Annotated in this window: 14 protein-coding genes; 9 read left to right on the forward strand and 5 right to left on the reverse strand. The window is 44.2% G+C overall.

Features of this window, described 5'->3' with window-relative positions; all coding sequences use genetic code 11:
• The first annotated feature begins 8 nt into the window (after positions 1 to 8).
• The 4 genes from oppC to L3V35_RS13785 all read left to right on the forward strand — a co-directional run bounded on the left by oppC (position 9) and on the right by L3V35_RS13785 (position 4040).
• Positions 9 to 911 (forward strand): oligopeptide ABC transporter permease OppC, encoded by a 903-nt coding sequence (gene oppC, locus L3V35_RS13770; protein ID WP_054547243.1) that lies wholly within the window; start codon positions 9 to 11, stop codon positions 909 to 911.
• Positions 912 to 953: 42 nt separating this feature from the next.
• Positions 954 to 1925, forward strand: coding sequence for an ABC transporter ATP-binding protein (locus tag L3V35_RS13775; protein ID WP_017107310.1), 972 nt, complete (start codon positions 954 to 956; stop codon positions 1923 to 1925).
• Positions 1922 to 2908 (forward strand): murein tripeptide/oligopeptide ABC transporter ATP binding protein OppF, encoded by a 987-nt coding sequence (gene oppF, locus L3V35_RS13780; protein ID WP_237300070.1) that lies wholly within the window; start codon positions 1922 to 1924, stop codon positions 2906 to 2908. The genes L3V35_RS13775 and oppF overlap by 4 nt, the downstream gene beginning before the upstream one ends.
• A gap of 193 nt (positions 2909 to 3101) precedes the next feature.
• Positions 3102 to 4040, forward strand: a complete 939-nt coding sequence (locus L3V35_RS13785) for a glutathione S-transferase family protein (protein ID WP_054547244.1) — start codon at positions 3102 to 3104, stop codon at positions 4038 to 4040.
• A gap of 92 nt (positions 4041 to 4132) precedes the next feature.
• On the opposite strand, the gene pta is transcribed toward L3V35_RS13785, so the two are convergent.
• Positions 4133 to 6298, reverse strand: a complete 2166-nt coding sequence (gene pta / locus L3V35_RS13790) for a phosphate acetyltransferase (protein ID WP_102278180.1) — start codon at positions 6296 to 6298, stop codon at positions 4133 to 4135.
• A gap of 146 nt (positions 6299 to 6444) precedes the next feature.
• The gene (locus tag L3V35_RS13795; protein ID WP_004734016.1) at positions 6445 to 7641 is read right to left on the reverse strand and encodes an acetate kinase; all 1197 of its coding nucleotides are present in this window, start codon (positions 7639 to 7641) and stop codon (positions 6445 to 6447) included.
• A 344-nt stretch (positions 7642 to 7985) separates the two neighbouring features.
• Here L3V35_RS13795 and yfbV point away from each other — a divergent pair, with 344 nt between their 5' ends.
• The 4 genes from yfbV to L3V35_RS13815 all read left to right on the forward strand — a co-directional run bounded on the left by yfbV (position 7986) and on the right by L3V35_RS13815 (position 13464).
• Complete coding sequence (gene yfbV, locus L3V35_RS13800) at positions 7986 to 8438, forward strand: terminus macrodomain insulation protein YfbV (RefSeq protein WP_017084030.1); 453 nt, start codon at positions 7986 to 7988, stop codon at positions 8436 to 8438.
• Between the two features lie 345 nt (positions 8439 to 8783).
• A complete protein-coding gene (locus L3V35_RS13805) occupies positions 8784 to 9749 on the forward strand; it encodes an ABC transporter substrate-binding protein (RefSeq protein WP_237300072.1) in 966 nt (321 codons plus the stop codon).
• Between the two features lie 190 nt (positions 9750 to 9939).
• Positions 9940 to 11808, forward strand: a complete 1869-nt coding sequence (malZ, locus tag L3V35_RS13810; protein ID WP_237300074.1) for a maltodextrin glucosidase — start codon at positions 9940 to 9942, stop codon at positions 11806 to 11808.
• A gap of 189 nt (positions 11809 to 11997) precedes the next feature.
• Positions 11998 to 13464 (forward strand): GGDEF domain-containing protein, encoded by a 1467-nt coding sequence (locus L3V35_RS13815; protein ID WP_102451379.1) that lies wholly within the window; start codon positions 11998 to 12000, stop codon positions 13462 to 13464.
• A gap of 41 nt (positions 13465 to 13505) precedes the next feature.
• Here L3V35_RS13815 and dusC read toward each other — a convergent pair whose 3' ends face one another.
• Both dusC and L3V35_RS13825 read right to left on the reverse strand, forming a co-directional pair.
• On the reverse strand, positions 13506 to 14462 hold the full coding sequence (gene dusC / locus L3V35_RS13820) for a tRNA dihydrouridine(16) synthase DusC (RefSeq protein ID WP_017084026.1): 957 nt from the start codon (positions 14460 to 14462) through the stop codon (positions 13506 to 13508).
• 71 nt (positions 14463 to 14533) lie between these two features.
• Positions 14534 to 15073 carry a prepilin-type N-terminal cleavage/methylation domain-containing protein gene (locus tag L3V35_RS13825; protein ID WP_065605504.1) on the reverse strand — a complete coding sequence of 180 codons (540 nt, stop codon included), beginning with the start codon at positions 15071 to 15073 and terminating at the stop codon, positions 14534 to 14536.
• Between the two features lie 211 nt (positions 15074 to 15284).
• Between L3V35_RS13825 and L3V35_RS13830 the strand changes: the two genes are divergently transcribed.
• Positions 15285 to 15905 (forward strand): YecA family protein, encoded by a 621-nt coding sequence (locus L3V35_RS13830; protein ID WP_017091557.1) that lies wholly within the window; start codon positions 15285 to 15287, stop codon positions 15903 to 15905.
• A gap of 123 nt (positions 15906 to 16028) precedes the next feature.
• Here L3V35_RS13830 and dsbB read toward each other — a convergent pair whose 3' ends face one another.
• Positions 16029 to 16553 carry a disulfide bond formation protein DsbB gene (gene dsbB, locus L3V35_RS13835; RefSeq protein WP_004734009.1) on the reverse strand — a complete coding sequence of 175 codons (525 nt, stop codon included), beginning with the start codon at positions 16551 to 16553 and terminating at the stop codon, positions 16029 to 16031.
• Positions 16554 to 16587: the final 34 nt, after the last annotated feature.

Genomic DNA, 16587 nt, shown 5'->3' on the forward strand with positions numbered 1-16587 from the left:
GCATGGTTATGTTGAAGAAAAAAGAAAACTTAGAAGCGATCGAAAAATTCTCTGAGAGTTTGGAAATTGAAGGTCGTAGCTTGTGGCAGGATGCGCGTATTCGTTTTATGCGCAACAAAGCCGCAATGATCAGTCTGTTCATTCTAATTGTTATGGTGCTATCGGTAATCTTCTTACCTATGTTGGCACAGCATGCTTACGATGATACTGACTGGTACGCAATGCACGTAGGCCCAAGTGCTGATCACTGGTTTGGTACCGACAGTTTAGGTCGTGACCTATATGTTCGTACGATGATTGGTGGCCGTATTTCTCTTATGGTTGGTGTGATGGGCGCATTCGTAGCCGTACTGATAGGTACGCTTTACGGTGCGGCTTCAGGTTTCATTGGCGGTCGTACTGACCGAGTGATGATGCGTATCCTTGAGATCTTATACGCGGTTCCTTTCATGTTCCTCGTGATCGTACTGGTGACATTCTTTGGTCGTAATATCGTACTTATCTTCGTTGCTATCGGTGCGATTGCTTGGCTCGATATGGCGCGTATTGTACGTGGCCAAACGTTGAGTTTACGTAGTAAAGAGTTCATTGAGGCTGCTCACGTATGTGGTGTCAGTAAATGGAAAATCATTACACGTCATATCGTACCGAACGTATTGGGTATTGTTGCGGTTTACTCAACACTACTTATTCCAAGCATGATCCTTACTGAATCATTCTTATCTTTCCTTGGTCTTGGTGTTCAAGAGCCTATGACAAGTTGGGGCGCGCTGTTACAAGAAGGCTCGCAAACAATGGAAGTTGCTATTTGGCAACTGGCATTCCCAGCGGCATTCATGGTAGTTACGCTGTTCTGCTTTAACTACGTAGGTGATGGTCTGCGCGACGCGCTTGATCCAAAAGACAGATAAAGAAATAGCAATTAAAAGCTATAAAAGATTAAGGAAGCAATAATGAGCTTATTAGATGTCAAAGATCTGCGCGTCGAATTTACCACGCAAGATGGTACGGTAACCGCAGTAAACGACCTGAACTTCTCACTCAACCAAGGCGAAACGCTGGGTATTGTTGGTGAGTCGGGTTCGGGTAAATCTCAAACGGTATTTGCACTGATGGGACTGCTGGCTAAGAACGGTATCATCTCAGGTAGTGCAAAGTTTGAAGGTAATGAGATTCTCAATCTACCTGAGAAAGCACTGAACAAAGTTCGCGCTGAACAGATCGCGATGATCTTCCAAGATCCAATGACGTCACTGAATCCTTACATGAAAGTATGTGATCAGTTGATGGAAGTGCTTATGCTGCATAAAGGCATGGGCAAAGCGGAAGCGTTCGAAGAATCAGTACGCATGCTGGAAGCGGTGAAAATCCCTGAGGCACGTAAACGTATTACCATGTATCCACACGAATTTTCTGGCGGTATGCGTCAACGTGTGATGATTGCAATGGCTTTGCTATGTCGTCCAAAACTACTGATTGCTGATGAACCAACAACGGCGTTGGATGTAACCATTCAAGCGCAAATCATGGAATTGCTGAACGAGCTTAAAGATGAGTTCAATACAGCAATCATCATGATCACCCATGACTTGGGTGTAGTTGCCGGTTCTTGTGACAAAGTTCTAGTGATGTACGCTGGCCGTACCATGGAATACGGTACAGTAGATGAAATCTTCTATGAGCCCAGCCACCCTTATGCGGAAGGCCTGCTTAAAGCAATTCCTCGTTTGGATACCGAAGGTGAAATTTTACCGACGATTCCAGGTAACCCGCCCAACTTACTTCGCCTACCAACCGGTTGTCCTTATCAAGACCGTTGTCACCGTGTAATGGACCGTTGTAAGCAAGAAGCACCGATTTTGCAGCCATTTGCGAAAGATCGCCAGCGTGCTTGTTTTTCTGATTGGGAGACTTGGACAAAATGAGTAAAGAATTACTATTAGATATTAAAAACCTTAAGGTTCACTTTAGCATTGCGGCTAAGTCTGCTTGGCCTTGGGCGAAACCATCAAATCTTAAAGCGGTTGATGGTGTGGATGTTCACCTTTATGAAGGTGAGACTCTGGGTGTAGTAGGTGAGTCTGGCTGTGGTAAATCAACATTTGCGCGCGCAATTATTGGTTTAGTTGAGGCAACTGAAGGCGAGGTTATGTGGTTAGGTCAAGACCTGACTAAGATGCAGGAAGTGAAGCGTCGTGAGACTCGTAAAGAGATTCAGATGATCTTCCAAGACCCGCTAGCATCGCTTAACCCGCGTATGTCAGTTGGAGACATCATTGCTGAGCCTCTACAAACTTTCTATCCAGAGCTTTCTAAACAGGAAGTGAAGGACAGAGTTAAAGAGATGATGGCAAAGGTTGGTCTACTACCTAACGTAATCAACCGTTACCCACATGAATTTTCTGGTGGCCAGTGTCAACGTATCGGTATCGCACGTGCACTTATCTTGAAGCCTAAGATGATCATCTGTGATGAGCCGGTTTCTGCTCTGGATGTATCTATCCAAGCTCAAGTAGTAAACCTTCTTATGGAACTACAGAAAGAGTTAGGTTTGTCTTTGGTATTCATCGCGCACGATTTGTCGGTTGTGAAACACATTTCTGACCGTGTATTGGTGATGTACTTAGGTAATGCTGTTGAGCTAGGTGAATCAGATGCCTTGTTCTCAGATCCTAAACACCCATATACCAAAGCATTGATGTCTGCAGTTCCGATTCCAGACCCACGCTTAGAGCGCAGTAAAACCATTCAGATGCTGGAGGGTGATCTCCCATCACCAATTAGTCCACCATCAGGTTGTGTGTTCCGTACTCGTTGCCCTGAAGCAACCGAGGCCTGCGCGCAAACCAAGCCAACTATTCAAGGCGATGACGTACACGCAGTATCTTGCTTGCACGTACAAGTCTAGAACCCGTTTGATACGGTTCAGCCTGTGACAGGCTTAAGCGCAACTTTTTTATGAGTTGCGCTTTTTTTGTGCCCCAAATTTCTCATGAATAACCTTCTTCAAATAATTCGAACAACTAAGCCAACTTCTTCTAGTTTTGAAAAATTAGGTTTTTCTTATACTAGAGAAAAGTTTGGATGACAGAGGTTTGGATATGGGCAAGTTAGTTGAAGGTGTTTGGCACGATGTGTGGTACGACACCAAAGAAAGCGGTGGTAAGTTCGTTCGTGAAGATGCGGGCTTTCGTAGTTGGATCGAAAACAAAGCCGGCGCGCAGTTTGAACCAGAAAGTGGTCGTTACCATCTATACGTATCGTTAGCTTGTCCTTGGGCGCACCGAACTCTTATCTTCCGAGAGCTGAAAGATTTAACCGATCATATTGACGTGACAGTGGTTTGCCCCGATATGATGAGCGAAGGTTGGCAAATGGGTTTACCTGAACCTCTGTTTGGTCATACTCGTATGCACCAAATCTATACTCAAGCCAAACCTGACTACTCAGGCCGAGTAACAGTTCCAGTGCTTTGGGATAAGAAAACCAACACCATCGTGAGTAACGAGTCCTCTGAAATTATCCGCATGTTCAACTCAGAATTTAATGAGTTAACAGGCAATACGGATGACTACTATCCGTGGGAATTGTCGAAGAAGATTGATGAGTGGAATGACTACATCTATCCAAGCATCAATAACGGTGTTTATCGTACTGGCTTTGCAACCACTCAAGAAGCTTATGAAGAAGCGTATGACGCGTTATTTGAGGCGTTAGACAAAGTAGATGCACATCTTAGTGAACATCGTTATCTAGCGGGTAATGACATCACAGAAGCAGATTGGAGATTGTTTACCACTCTGGTTAGATTCGATGCGGTGTATGTTGGCCACTTTAAGTGTAACAAGCAGCGAATTTCAGACTACGTCCACATTCAGGGCTACTTAAAAGAGCTCTACCAGATCGAAGGCATTAAAGAGACGACCGATTTCTATCACATCAAACGTCACTACTATTACAGCCACACAGGTATCAACCCAACCCAAGTTGTGCCGAAAGGACCTGCGCTAGATTTAGAATCAACCCATGGGCGAGGCTAGATTCATCTTAAGAGCATCAAATAACCTTAAACGGTAGACATAAAAAAACCCTAGATAAGAATCTAGGGTTTTTGCTTTCTACAAAAGAAAAATTAGTTAATTACTTTTTCTTCAGCTTGAGCTGCTTGGTCTGCTTGGATAGCCGTTAGAGCTACTGTGTAAACGATATCGTCTACTAGAGCGCCACGAGACAAGTCATTTACTGGCTTGCGCATACCTTGAAGCATTGGACCGATAGACACTAGGTCTGCTGAACGCTGTACAGCTTTGTAAGTCGTGTTACCAGTGTTTAGGTCTGGGAATACGAATACTGTCGCTTTACCTGCAACTGGAGAGTTAGGCGCTTTAGAAGCGGCTACGTTTTCCATTATTGCTGCGTCGTACTGAAGAGGACCGTCGATCACTAGATCAGGGCGTTTCGCTTGAGCAAGCTTGGTTGCTTCACGTACTTTATCTACGTCTGCACCTTTACCAGATTCACCAGTAGAGTAAGAGATCATAGCAACGCGTGGGTCGATACCGAATGCCGCAGCAGAATCTGCAGATTGGATAGCGATTTCAGCAAGCTGTTCAGCTGTTGGATCTGGGTTGATCGCACAGTCACCGTATACAAGAACTTGATCAGGCAGAAGCATGAAGAAGATTGAAGATACGATAGAAGCATCAGGTGCTGTCTTGATGATCTGGAACGGAGGAACGATTGTGTTCGCCGTTGTGTGAACAGCACCAGAAACTAGGCCGTCAACTTCACCCGCTTCAAGCATCATAGTGCCTAGGAATACTGAATCTTCTAGCTTCTCACGAGCTACAACTTCAGTCATACCTTTAGCGCCACGAAGTTCTACTAGGCGAGCTACGTAGTTTTCGCGAACGGATGCAGAATCGATGATCTCAACGCCAGCGCCTAGCTCAACACCTTGCTGTGCAGCAACGCGACGAATTTCTTCAGGGTTACCAAGAAGTACACAAGTTGCGATGCCGCGCTCAGCACAGATAGATGCTGCTTTAACGGTACGTGGCTCATCACCTTCAGGAAGAACGATGCGCTTAGCCGCTTTACGAGCAAATTCAGTTAACTGGTAACGGAATGCTGGTGGGCTTAGACGACGAATACCTTGAGTACCTTCAGATAGAGAATCAATCCAAGGGCCATCGATGTGGCTAGCAACGTGATCGTTAACGAACTCGATACGCTCTTTATCGTCTGCAGGAACTTCTAGGTTGAAGCTCTGTAGGTTTAGAGACGTCTGCCAAGTGTTACCTTGAGCCTTGAAGATCGGTAGACCTGAAGCGAATGCTGGAGCACAAAGGTTAGCAATGCTTTCTGGAATGTCGTAACCGCCAGTCAGTAGGATTGCGCCAATCTCAACACCGTTTTTCGCAGCAAGAGCCGCAGCAACGATAACGTCAGGACGGTCTGCAGAAGTTACTAGCAGTGAACCAGGTTTGAAGTGCTCAATCATGTGCGGTAGAGAACGTGCACAGAAAGTGATGCTCTTAATACGACGAGTTGAGATTTCACCTTCGTTAACGATTTCAGCGTTAAGGTGCTTAGCCATATCAACCGCACGAGTAGCGATTAGGTCGATGCTCCATGGCACACAGCCAAGAACACGGATAGGGCTAGAGTTGAAGATTTGCATTACTTCAAGGTTCGCTTGTTGAGCGCTATCTGCATCATCGAAGATTTCAGAAAGGTCAGGGCGAGTACGGCCAGCTTCATCAACAGGTGCATTCAGTTTGTTAATAATAACGCCTGAGATGTTCTTGTTTTTAGTGCCGCCGAAGTTAGAACATGCTACTTCGATGTGCTCTTTAAGCTGAATAGGGTTGTATGTACCCGGAGTCGCAACGAATACGATCTCTGCGCCTAGTGTTTTAGCGATTTCCGCGTTCACTTGGTTAGCAAATGGGTGCTTACGAGTAGGTACTAGACCTTCGATAAGCGTTACTTCTGCGTCTTTGTTGATCTTGTTGTATTGCTCAACAACAGACTCTAGAAGCTCGTCCATTTTTTCGCTACCGATCAAAGCTTCAGCTTTAGTCATTGCGATTGGCTCACCAATCTTAATGTCGCTGTTTGCGCTGATGATAGTAGACGTTAAATCAGGTTGGTTACCACCGCTGCGAGGTTGAGCGATTGGCTTGTAGAAAGAAACACTTACGCCCTTACGCTCCATAGCGCGAAGAACACCCATGCTAACACTAGTAAGACCAACACCAGCGCTTGTAGGGATAAGCATAATAGTACGGGACATTGACGAACACCTTTGACTATTGGAAATAAAAAAGCTCAACTGCTATTCCCACCGATATTTAAATTGGGGTAGGAATAGAAGTTGAGCCCCATTTTCTTGATATGAAAAACTGACTAGCTTCGAGTGAAGCTAGTCAGGGAAATCAATTAAAGACCTGCTAGTTTCGCAGTGTCTTCAGCAATTACTAGCTCTTCATTAGTAGAGATAACCATTGCAGGGATACGGCTGTTAGCTGTAGTGATAGTACCTTCGCCGCCGAAACGTGCTTTAAGGTTAGCTTCGCTGTCAACTTCGATGCCGAAGATGCCTAGGCGGTTAAGAACCATTTCACGGATTGGGCCAGAGTTCTCGCCGATGCCGCCAGTGAAAGTGATTGCGTCTAGACGACCTTCTAGAGTTGCAGTGTAACCAGCAACGTACTTAGCTAGACGGTGACAGAACACATCCATTGCACGAGTTGCTTCTTCTTTTTCACCGTAGTTGTCTTCAACGAAACGACAGTCAGAAGTCACTTCAGTTAGACCAGCAAGACCAGACTCTTTAGTTAGCATGTTGTTGATTTCTTCAACAGAGTAACCAAGAGCGTCGTGTAGGTGGAAGATGATCGCAGGATCTAGGTCACCACAACGAGTACCCATTACAAGACCTTCAAGAGGAGTAAGACCCATAGAAGTATCTACAGATTGACCGTTCTTGATTGCACATACCGATGCGCCGTTACCTAGGTGACAGTTGATGATGTTAACTTCTTCAACTGGCTTGTTTAGTAAACCAGCAACTTCACGAGTAATGAACAGGTGAGAAGTACCGTGCATGCCGTAACGACGGATGCCGTGCTCTTTGTACAGGTTGTACGGTAGAGCGTATAGGTAAGACTCAGAAGGCATTGTTTGGTGGAACGCAGTGTCAAATACAGCAACGTTTTGTAGGCCAGGGAAGTTCTGTTGAGCCGCTTCGATACCGATAAGGTGAGCTGGGTTATGAAGAGGTGCGAAAGTCGCAGCGTCTTGAATACCCTTAAGAACTTCATCAGTGATAAGTGCAGAAGAAGTGAACTGCTCGCCACCGTGTACGATACGGTGACCGATAGCGCCAAGGTTAGCTTTAAGCTCAGGCTTAGAAGCAAGAATAGTTTCTACCATGAAAGATAGTGCTTCTACGTGAGCTGCGCCCGCGCCTAGTTGTGCTTCATGCTTGCCGTCAAGTTTCCACTTCATACGAGCTTCTGGAAGACCAAGACACTCAGCAAGACCAGTTAGGTGCTCAGCACCTGTTTCTGCATCAACAACAGCAAATTTAAGAGAAGAACTACCACAGTTTAAAACTAAAACTAGCTTAGACATTAATGACTACCTGTTTATTTTTCTGATCGAAATCAGTTAAGGATGAAAATTAATCTCAAGAATAGTCGAAGCGCATAGGCTTGCGTACTAACCTTGGTCAAAAAAACGTTAATTTCCGTATTAAAGTGAAAGCGCACTTTTTCAGAAAAAGAGGCTTTTGCATTCCTTGCAGAAGTCGTCCCAAAGTTGCTTAAATTGTAAATAAGGGCAACAATGAGATTGAGGTCTGCAAATAATAGCGATATTGTGCAAATATAACAAAAAAATTTGAAAGAATATTATTTTTCGTCAAATTTTTGTGTTTTTAGTTGATAATTTCAACTTTTTTTTAATGGGAGACTCATATGAGTAATAGAGTTGGTTTAGCGAGCAGTTTAAAAGATGGCCAAAAGTACATGGATCTCTGGCCTGTTCGAAAAGAGTTAAACGCTATCTTCCCTGAACAGCGCATCATTAAAGCCACTCGTTTTGGTGTGAAAGTGATGCCAGCGATAGCTGCTATTAGTATTCTTACACAAATGGTCTTCAACAATTATCATGCGATGCCGCAAGCTGTGGTTATGGCGTTGTTTGCGATCAGCTTGCCACTTCAAGGCATGTGGTGGTTAGGTAACCGTTCGAACACTCAATTACCGCCAGCATTGGTTTCTTGGTATCGAGAGTTGCACGAGAAGATCAGCGAAACAGGTTTTGCATTGGAACCAATGAAACCACGCCCTCGTTACAAAGAGTTGGCGATCATTTTGAATCGCGCATTTCGTCAGCTAGACAAATCATCAATGGAACGTTGGTTCTAGCAGGTCGTCTTATCTCTCTATCTAGTCTGAGAACAGCCATACATCATCGATAGCTCGTTCTCAGATTTGCTCCTCTCTTCTAATCGCTTCACTTGCCCTTTATTCATTTAGTCTTTATTCATTTGGCTTTGCCTTTATTTGCCGTGCTTATTTTGTATTCATTGAGTTTCTTACCTTTTAAATCAAACAAACCCGCTTATCCCCACATAATTCGAACCTTGTTGTATTTTTGTTAAATATCACTTCAAGTTATCAATAGTTACTGGTAATAATGTCAATAGTGATTTTTGATGTTGTTCTCTTCGATCGAGTAATAACGAGTAGAGCTTGATTTGGGGAGCGATAATGAGTTCTGTAAGAAAGGTATTGGCAGCGGTTTTAAGCTGTTTGCTGTTGCTATGGACTGGCAATGTAGTGGCGAACGTCGCCAAAGTGTCGGTTTCACAAGTTGTCGACCATCCAGATTTGAATGCGACACGCTTAGGACTCATCGAAGGGTTAAGAGTTAAAGGCTATGAAGCGGGTAAAAATTTAGAATTCTCCTATGAAATGGCTGATGGTAACCCCGCTCAGGCAGCAAAAATTGCCAGAGAACTAGTCAGCGAAAACCCTCATGTCTTAGTTGGCATCGCGACACCGACTTCGCAAGCTTTGGTTTCTGCGACTCGCTCAATACCGATTGTATTTACCGCGGTTACGGACCCTATCGGTGCAAGGCTTGTTAAACAATTGGATAAACCGGGACGAAATGTCACGGGCCTTTCTGACTTATCACCTATTTCCCAGCACGTATCTCTGATTAAAGAGCTCCTTCCTCAGGCAAGCTCAATTGGGGTTGTTTATAATCCGGCAGAAGCAAATGCCGTCGCGTTAGTTGGGCTCTTAAAGAAGTCGGCACGAGACTTTGGTTTTACTCTGCACACTGAAAAAGCGCTAACCATCGATGATGTAGAATCAAAAACCGAATCCATTGCCAAGAAGTCTGATGTTATTTACGCACTGACAGATAACACTGTTGCAAGTGGTATAGAAGGGCTTATAGAAGCTGCGAACAGGGCTGGAACGCCAGTGGTTGCCGGAGCGACGTCTTACGTGGGTAAGGGGGCGATAGCTGGCTTAGGTCTAGATTACTATGACGTTGGGGTGCAAACCGCCGATTATGTGGCTGCTATTCTGAACGGACAAAAACCGGGTAAGCTGAGTGTTAAAACTGCACAGAGTTCGCAACTGGTTGTGAATTTGGATGCTGCTCGTGAGCTTGGTGTCACATTGCCTCAATCTGTGATTGATCGTGCGATAGTTAACCGTTGATGGAGTAATTGAAAATTGGATCTCCTCTTGAAAAATGGTCGATTCATTTGATCATTTTGAGAGAAATCGACTTACTGTAAACAAAGTGGATCTACAAAGCGTGATCTACTTTGACTGATGTTATTTTTCTCGTTGTGGTCAAAGAAATTTTTCATATCTTAAGCAAATTAAATATTGCTCGAGAACCGCTATGAAACCTTTTATCTTTCATGCTCAAACCTCCGATTACTTCCACGAAAATGAGGGTGTGCTAACCGTAACATTAGTGTCTGAACGCACTGACTGGAATAAGGTTCAGTTGAGGCATGAGCCAGATAACGAAGAGTATCTACTCGACATGGTGCAAGTTGGTACTGAAGGACGGTTGACGCTGTGGCAAGCCTCTTTCCCTGCGAATACAGACAGAAACGTTACTCACTATGCGTTCAAGCTTGTCGATTCAAAAGGACAGTATTGGCTTGATGCTAGGGGCGTCCATAGCCGCGTTGCGAGTCGTGAGTTTCACTTTAAGTTTAATACCCAACATCGCCCACCATCATGGGTGTCAGAGCAGGTATTTTATCAAATCTTCCCTGAACGATTTTGCAACGGAAATCCGAGCATCAGTGTCAAAGCGGGAGAGTATCGCTTAAAAGAAGGTACCTTAGATGTTGTAGTGAAAGAATGGGGCGAGCCTGTCGAAGGACACAATGGAACGGGCGCAGCAGAGTTCTTTGGTGGTGACCTAGCGGGTATTCATAGCAAGTTAGATTACCTGCAAGATCTAGGCATCACCGCGTTGTATCTCAACCCCATTTTTCAGTCGCCGAGCAACCATAAATACGACACAACCGATTACTACAATGTCGACACCCATTTCGGGACCAATGATGAGTTCTCTGCACTTTCAAAAGACATTCACACGCGTGATATGAGAATCGTTCTGGATGCGGTATTTAATCACACTTCGGTTGAGCACCCTTGGTTTGATAAACTGAAAGCCACTGACTCCGGTGCATATGACAACCCAGGTTCGGCATTTCATGACTATTATTTTTTCGACCCTGAAAACACTCAGCAATATGTTAGTTGGAAAAATATTAGCTCACTTCCAGTCTTAAACTTCTCCAATGTTTCCGTGCGAGAACATATATACCAGTCACAAGACTCTGTGATTAAGCACTGGTTAAAAGCACCTTATAACATCGATGGCTGGCGCTTCGATGTGATTCATATGTTAGGTGAAGGGGAGGGAGCCTATAACAACGCACATTATGTGAAAGCATTCCGTGACTCAGCAAAAGCAGAGAACCCCGAAACCTACATCTTGGGAGAGCACTTCTTCGAGGCCACATCATGGTTACAGGGAGAGCAAGAAGACGGGTCGATGAACTATTATGGATTTGCTCACCCAGTTCGTGCGCTATTGGCAAAGCAAGACATCGCGTACGAGCCGATTGATATTGATATGTTGGCTTTTTCTGATTGGTTAGCTGAAGCGAGAGCTAAAGTTCCTTGGTTGAATCAATTATCGCAGCTAAATCAACTGGACAGTCATGATACGGCTCGACTGCTAACGCTTCTAAATGGTGACCAAGCTAAGCAAAAACTGGCGCTGACGTTACTGTTTACCTATGTTGGAACTCCATGTTTGTACTATGGGACAGAAGTGGGCTTGAAAGGTGGTCAAGACCCAGACAATCGCAGATGCTTCCCGTGGGATAAAGAAGATACTTCGCATTGGTTCCCTTTCCATCAAGCGTTGATAAAACTAAGAACAGAACGCCGCAGCTTACGAAGTGGTGCTTACCTAGAGTTATATTGTGATGCAGAGACGTTAGTGTTTACTCGTTGCCTTAGGGGTGAAAAGACACTGGTTGTGCTCAACCTATCTCAAGATGAAAAAGTGTTGTCTTTACCTGTGTGGATGCTTGGACAAGAACAAGGGAAGTTGATTGAATTACAAGGTGAGTTGGTTGAGTTACAAGGTAAAGTGAAGGGCGAGTCAATTGTTAATGGTGTCGTTGATCTTGTGGTCACAGCGATGAAAGCTAAGATTTATGACGTGGTAAATCGTTGAATTTAAACTGACTAAGACAGTATCCGCTAACCCTGCTTAATGCAGGGGTAGTTTTTTAAAGGAGTCGATTGTTCAATGATACGGCCTGATTCATATCAACTTACACTCTTTTACCTCGAGGAAAATGTCCATTAATGTAATAATATTAATGAAGTAAATGAAAACAGCTGATCGCTAAGAGCACATTATATGAAAGTAAACAGGCACTTTAGCCTTACCTTTGTCTTCGGGTTTCCCGCAGTGATCGCCGCGATGCTACTTGGCCTAATAGGAAAGAACCACTTTGACGCGGTAGAAAAAGACATCAGCAGCGAATTCAACCGTATTGAAGATGTGTTCAAAGGAACCACTAAAGTTGTCACCGCCTTAGACTACAGTTTCTCAAATTACTACAAATCCGGTAATCCTCTTTTCCTCGACCACAACAAGCAAGTGGTTGATGGTCTTTGCCGTATTTGGCCTATCGATAGCCTGCTTCTTGCCGATGGCAAAACTACCGACATTCCTTCCGTTGATATTGATTATATGCTGGTCGGTGAAGAATCTTTGTGTACAGAAACCAGCGGTACCTATAAAAGTGCTTCCGAGAAAATAGCGCTAGCACCTATTCTTTCATTTCTCTCTCAACTTGATGAATTCCACAATGGTGTGCATTTTATTGATAAACGCGGATACGTTATTTCGTCACCGGAAGATTTTGCTAAAGAGTTAGGAAAGGAATTACTTTCGACCATCAAAAGCCGTCCATATTGGCAAAGAACCGCTAACAACCCAGATCTACTGACTTTATCTGGCCCTGCATATCGGTTTGACTCCCTTGATCGAATTATTAGTATGACGATTCCCGTGTTCCATCAAGGAGTGCACCAAGGGATGCTCTCAGTAGATATTGATGCTGACAGGTTACTCGCGAGCTCTAATGAGCACCTAGCGGGTCGGATCGATATTATTGATACGACTTTAGCTAACCCGATTGATACGGCCACGTTCTATCACGAGATTAAACTAGAAGGGGTCGCGTCTCATCATGCGATGTACTACGAGTTGGATCTTGCTAACGAAGTGGAGCACTTTTTCGTTTATGAAAAAGACAGCCTAATCGTCGCTATTATCGTGTATCTGTTCTCGGTTACGATTTTCTTTTATGTTAACTCCAATATTGAACGTGGTTACTTCAAAGAACTAGCAGCTAAAGACCCAATGACCGGGTTGTTGAATCGACGAGGCTTAGAAGCGTTCTGGCGCAGCGTAGAGCACGATCAACTGTTTGCCTTAACGGTATTTGATATCGACGATTTTAAGTCAATTAACGATACTCATGGTCACGATAAAGGTGATGATGTGATTCGTTATATGTCACGTCAAATTAGTAACAGTGTTCGAAGTAGTGATGTGGCAGCACGGTTTGGCGGAGAAGAGTTTGTCGTTTATATGAAAGGCGATGATCGTGAGACGCTGATAAGGACATTAGAACGTGTAAAAAATGCGGTCTGCGCGAACTCGGCCGACATTGTACCTAATGGATTTACGGTATCTGGCGGTGTTTGTATTGTTGAAACAGAGCAAAACAAGCTTAACTTTGAAGAGATATTTAAATACGCCGATGAAAAACTGTACGTGGCTAAGACGACGGGTAAAGACCAGATCGTATTTTAGCCACGCTATGAAGTTCAATATCGCGATAGGGGGGAACTAACTCAAACGGGTTGGTGGTATTCTTCTTGATAACGTTGAAGGCGCTCTACAATGGGGGGTGCCTTTTTGAAAGTACGAATCTCTTTAAACAGTTCGTTCGCTTCAGGGTAGCCTTTACTTAGATAAACAAACCACTGTTTCACTCTATTGGGGTAGTACATGCCTTTATCCCCTTTAATTTGAAACTCGGAATAGCGCAGTAAAAGTGCGATTACTTTATCCCATGGCATTTTCTGGTGGTTGTGCTTAACAACGTTGCCAAGATTGGGAATATTAAAAGCGCCGCGGCAGACCATCAATGAATCAACACCTGTGGCTTCTATGCAATCTTGACCATCTTGGTAGTTCCAGATTTCCCCATTAGCAATCAACGGCAGAGAGGTTTTCTCTCTTATTTGATTGATGTAATCCCATTTGATTTCACTGGCTTTATAGCCGCCAACTTTGGTTCTTGCATGCACAGTGAGTTCGTCAGCTTTTGCTTGCTCGATAGCGTCGACAATTTCAAAGCACTCTTCCGGGTGCTCCCAACCCAATCGGATTTTTGCGGACACGGGAATATGCGCAGGGACTGCTTCTCGACAGGCGTTCACCACTTGATAGATGAGCTCTGGCTCTTTTAGCAGTGAAGCCCCACCATTACTTTTGTTTACCGCTTTTGCTGGGCACCCAAAATTAAGATCAATGCCTTTAGCGCCTAAGTTTGCCGCTTGAAAAGCATTTTCGGCCATCCAATTCGGGTGTTGCCCTAGAAGTTGCAGATGGATTGGCACACCTGCCATGGTTTGAGAGCCTTGATGCAGCTCTGGGCAAATACGGTGGAACACATGCGGAGGAAGAAGTTGATCAACGACGCGCACAAACTCTGTCACACAGAGATCGTAATCATTGATCTCTGTAAGAATCTCACGCATTAGGTGGTCTAGTACGCCCTCCATAGGGCCAAGTATTACTCGCATGCTGCTTTACCGAAACTGAGTGGACCGAAAAATTCGAGGCGTGATTGTACGGTTTGCTTACAGGATTGTCACTATGAGTGTGGTGTACCTGTTGTGATTTCAATTTCACCAGTGTTTGTGTTGTAGTTTAACCTTGGTAGAGGTTCACCTTGAGAGTAGCCAGTTGTGTAGTAATAGAAGCAGGTAGATGTACCTTGGTACCATGAAACAATATCGGTGTTTGAAGGGAAAACATCACTTGTATAAGATCGAATCGTAAGGTCAGTATTCATGAGAGCTGCCCAGATTTTTTCGCACTGTTCACCGACAAGGATAGGACTTGTTGGTGGTGTAGCAAGAACCGAAATTGGAAAACCAGTTTCCGACGGATATACATCGCCTTCACCATAATTCACCACTTGATCAAAAGCAGGCTCACCATCGACAAGCCATTGCGAGTGGTACATATCGATGCTGTTTCTAAATGCTGAAAACGCACCTTGCGCTAACGCTTCATGAGCGTCTCGCTGAACACCAAGAAAACGAGGCGCCGCGGTTACCGCTAATACACCTAAAATAACGACCACCACAATAAGCTCGAGTAATGTAAAACCTTGGGACCTTGATTTCATGATGAATACGCCTATATGTAACTGAATGTTTCAGTGAGCGTTTTACACCCAATATTCTGATTATCAAAGCGAAATAAGTGAAATATCGACGATATTTGAATAGCAATGGTTTGCGTATGGTTATTGGCGGGAAAACAGAGGAAAGTGGTTGGCGACATCTTGGGGAGTATGGCGTTATAATATCGAAAATGCCCCAATATTCAGAGCTTTCATGACATATCAATTATTAAGCCTACCGGAATCAATCACTGACATTACTCCACAGTTCATTGAAGGTTCAATCCTTGCTTCCAACTTAGCGACCAAACCACTCGATCCAGAAGAATGGTTAGCTATCGTTGCACCTGAAACAGGTAAAGAGCTTGTAACAATCGTGACGGAACAGATTAATCGCCAGCACAACCTGATTCAGCGTAGTGAATACTTACTGACAGACGTACTTGTTGATGGTGACTTTAACGAGCAATTCGCGGATTTCGCTGAAGGCTTTATGATGGTTTGGCCAACCGTGGAAGAGCAGTGGCAAAGCGTGACAGTCGCGGATGGTACTCTGCGTATGCTGCAAGCACTCCTAACAACCTTGATGCTTGGGATTGATGAAGAGCAAACTCAGCAACAAATGGTTGCGGCCGGGCTTGAGAATCCACCAGCGCTTGCCGATTTAATCGATCAAATAGATCTGATGATTTCAGAGGTTGCAATGGCGGCTGATGAGGCGATGCTGGGTAATAAGTCACAGAGTGTGAACCCATTTAAAGATATCGGTCGAAACGACCCTTGCCCATGTGAAAGCGGCAAAAAGTTTAAACAATGCTGTGGCAAAAACAGCTAATCACGGCTTGTTGAGTAACTCAGCTTGAGTAACAGACTTTCTTTAAGTGATAAAAATCTTTAGCGATAAAAAAGTCGACCTTGTGGTCGACTTTTTTGTTGTTCTAATTTAGATGATCTAGTGTTAATCGTTTTTCGATTTTACAAATTGAGATATAACCACAAAACCGAAAGCAACCAAGTTACCCGCAAAGATAATCACTAGCCATTGAGGCATTGAAAGCTCTAAGAACTGCCATACCACCTTGCTACAGTCACCGTAAGCTTCAAACATCCACGGAGCCCATTGGTTTAAAGGTGCCCAGCTAGGGAAAGTAACGAATAAATCACAGGTTGCGAAAGGAGACGGATTAAACTGGTAATCGACGTGCTCTAAAGCCAACGTCAAACCTTTGTAGGCGCCAAATCCCCAACCAGCAAGGCCTAACCAACGTGATATCGGGTTATTCGGAGCAATAGCACCAATCATTGCAGCGACACCGATAGCAAGCATAGCAACGCGCTCATAGATGCACATCACACAAGGGCCAAGCATCATCACGTGTTGAAAGAAGAGAGCGCATGCCTCAAAAAAGACAATAAAAGCCAGCAGTAAAAGCCAAGATAAACGTCCCTTAGAGAAGTCTTTGAGCATTGCAAAAAAGTTCACGAATTTAATCCCGTCTATAAAATAAAAAAGCTCT

The sequence above is a fragment of the Vibrio sp. L5-1 genome, from assembly GCF_021728315.1.
Classification (GTDB): Bacteria; Pseudomonadota; Gammaproteobacteria; order Enterobacterales; family Vibrionaceae; genus Vibrio; species Vibrio splendidus_K.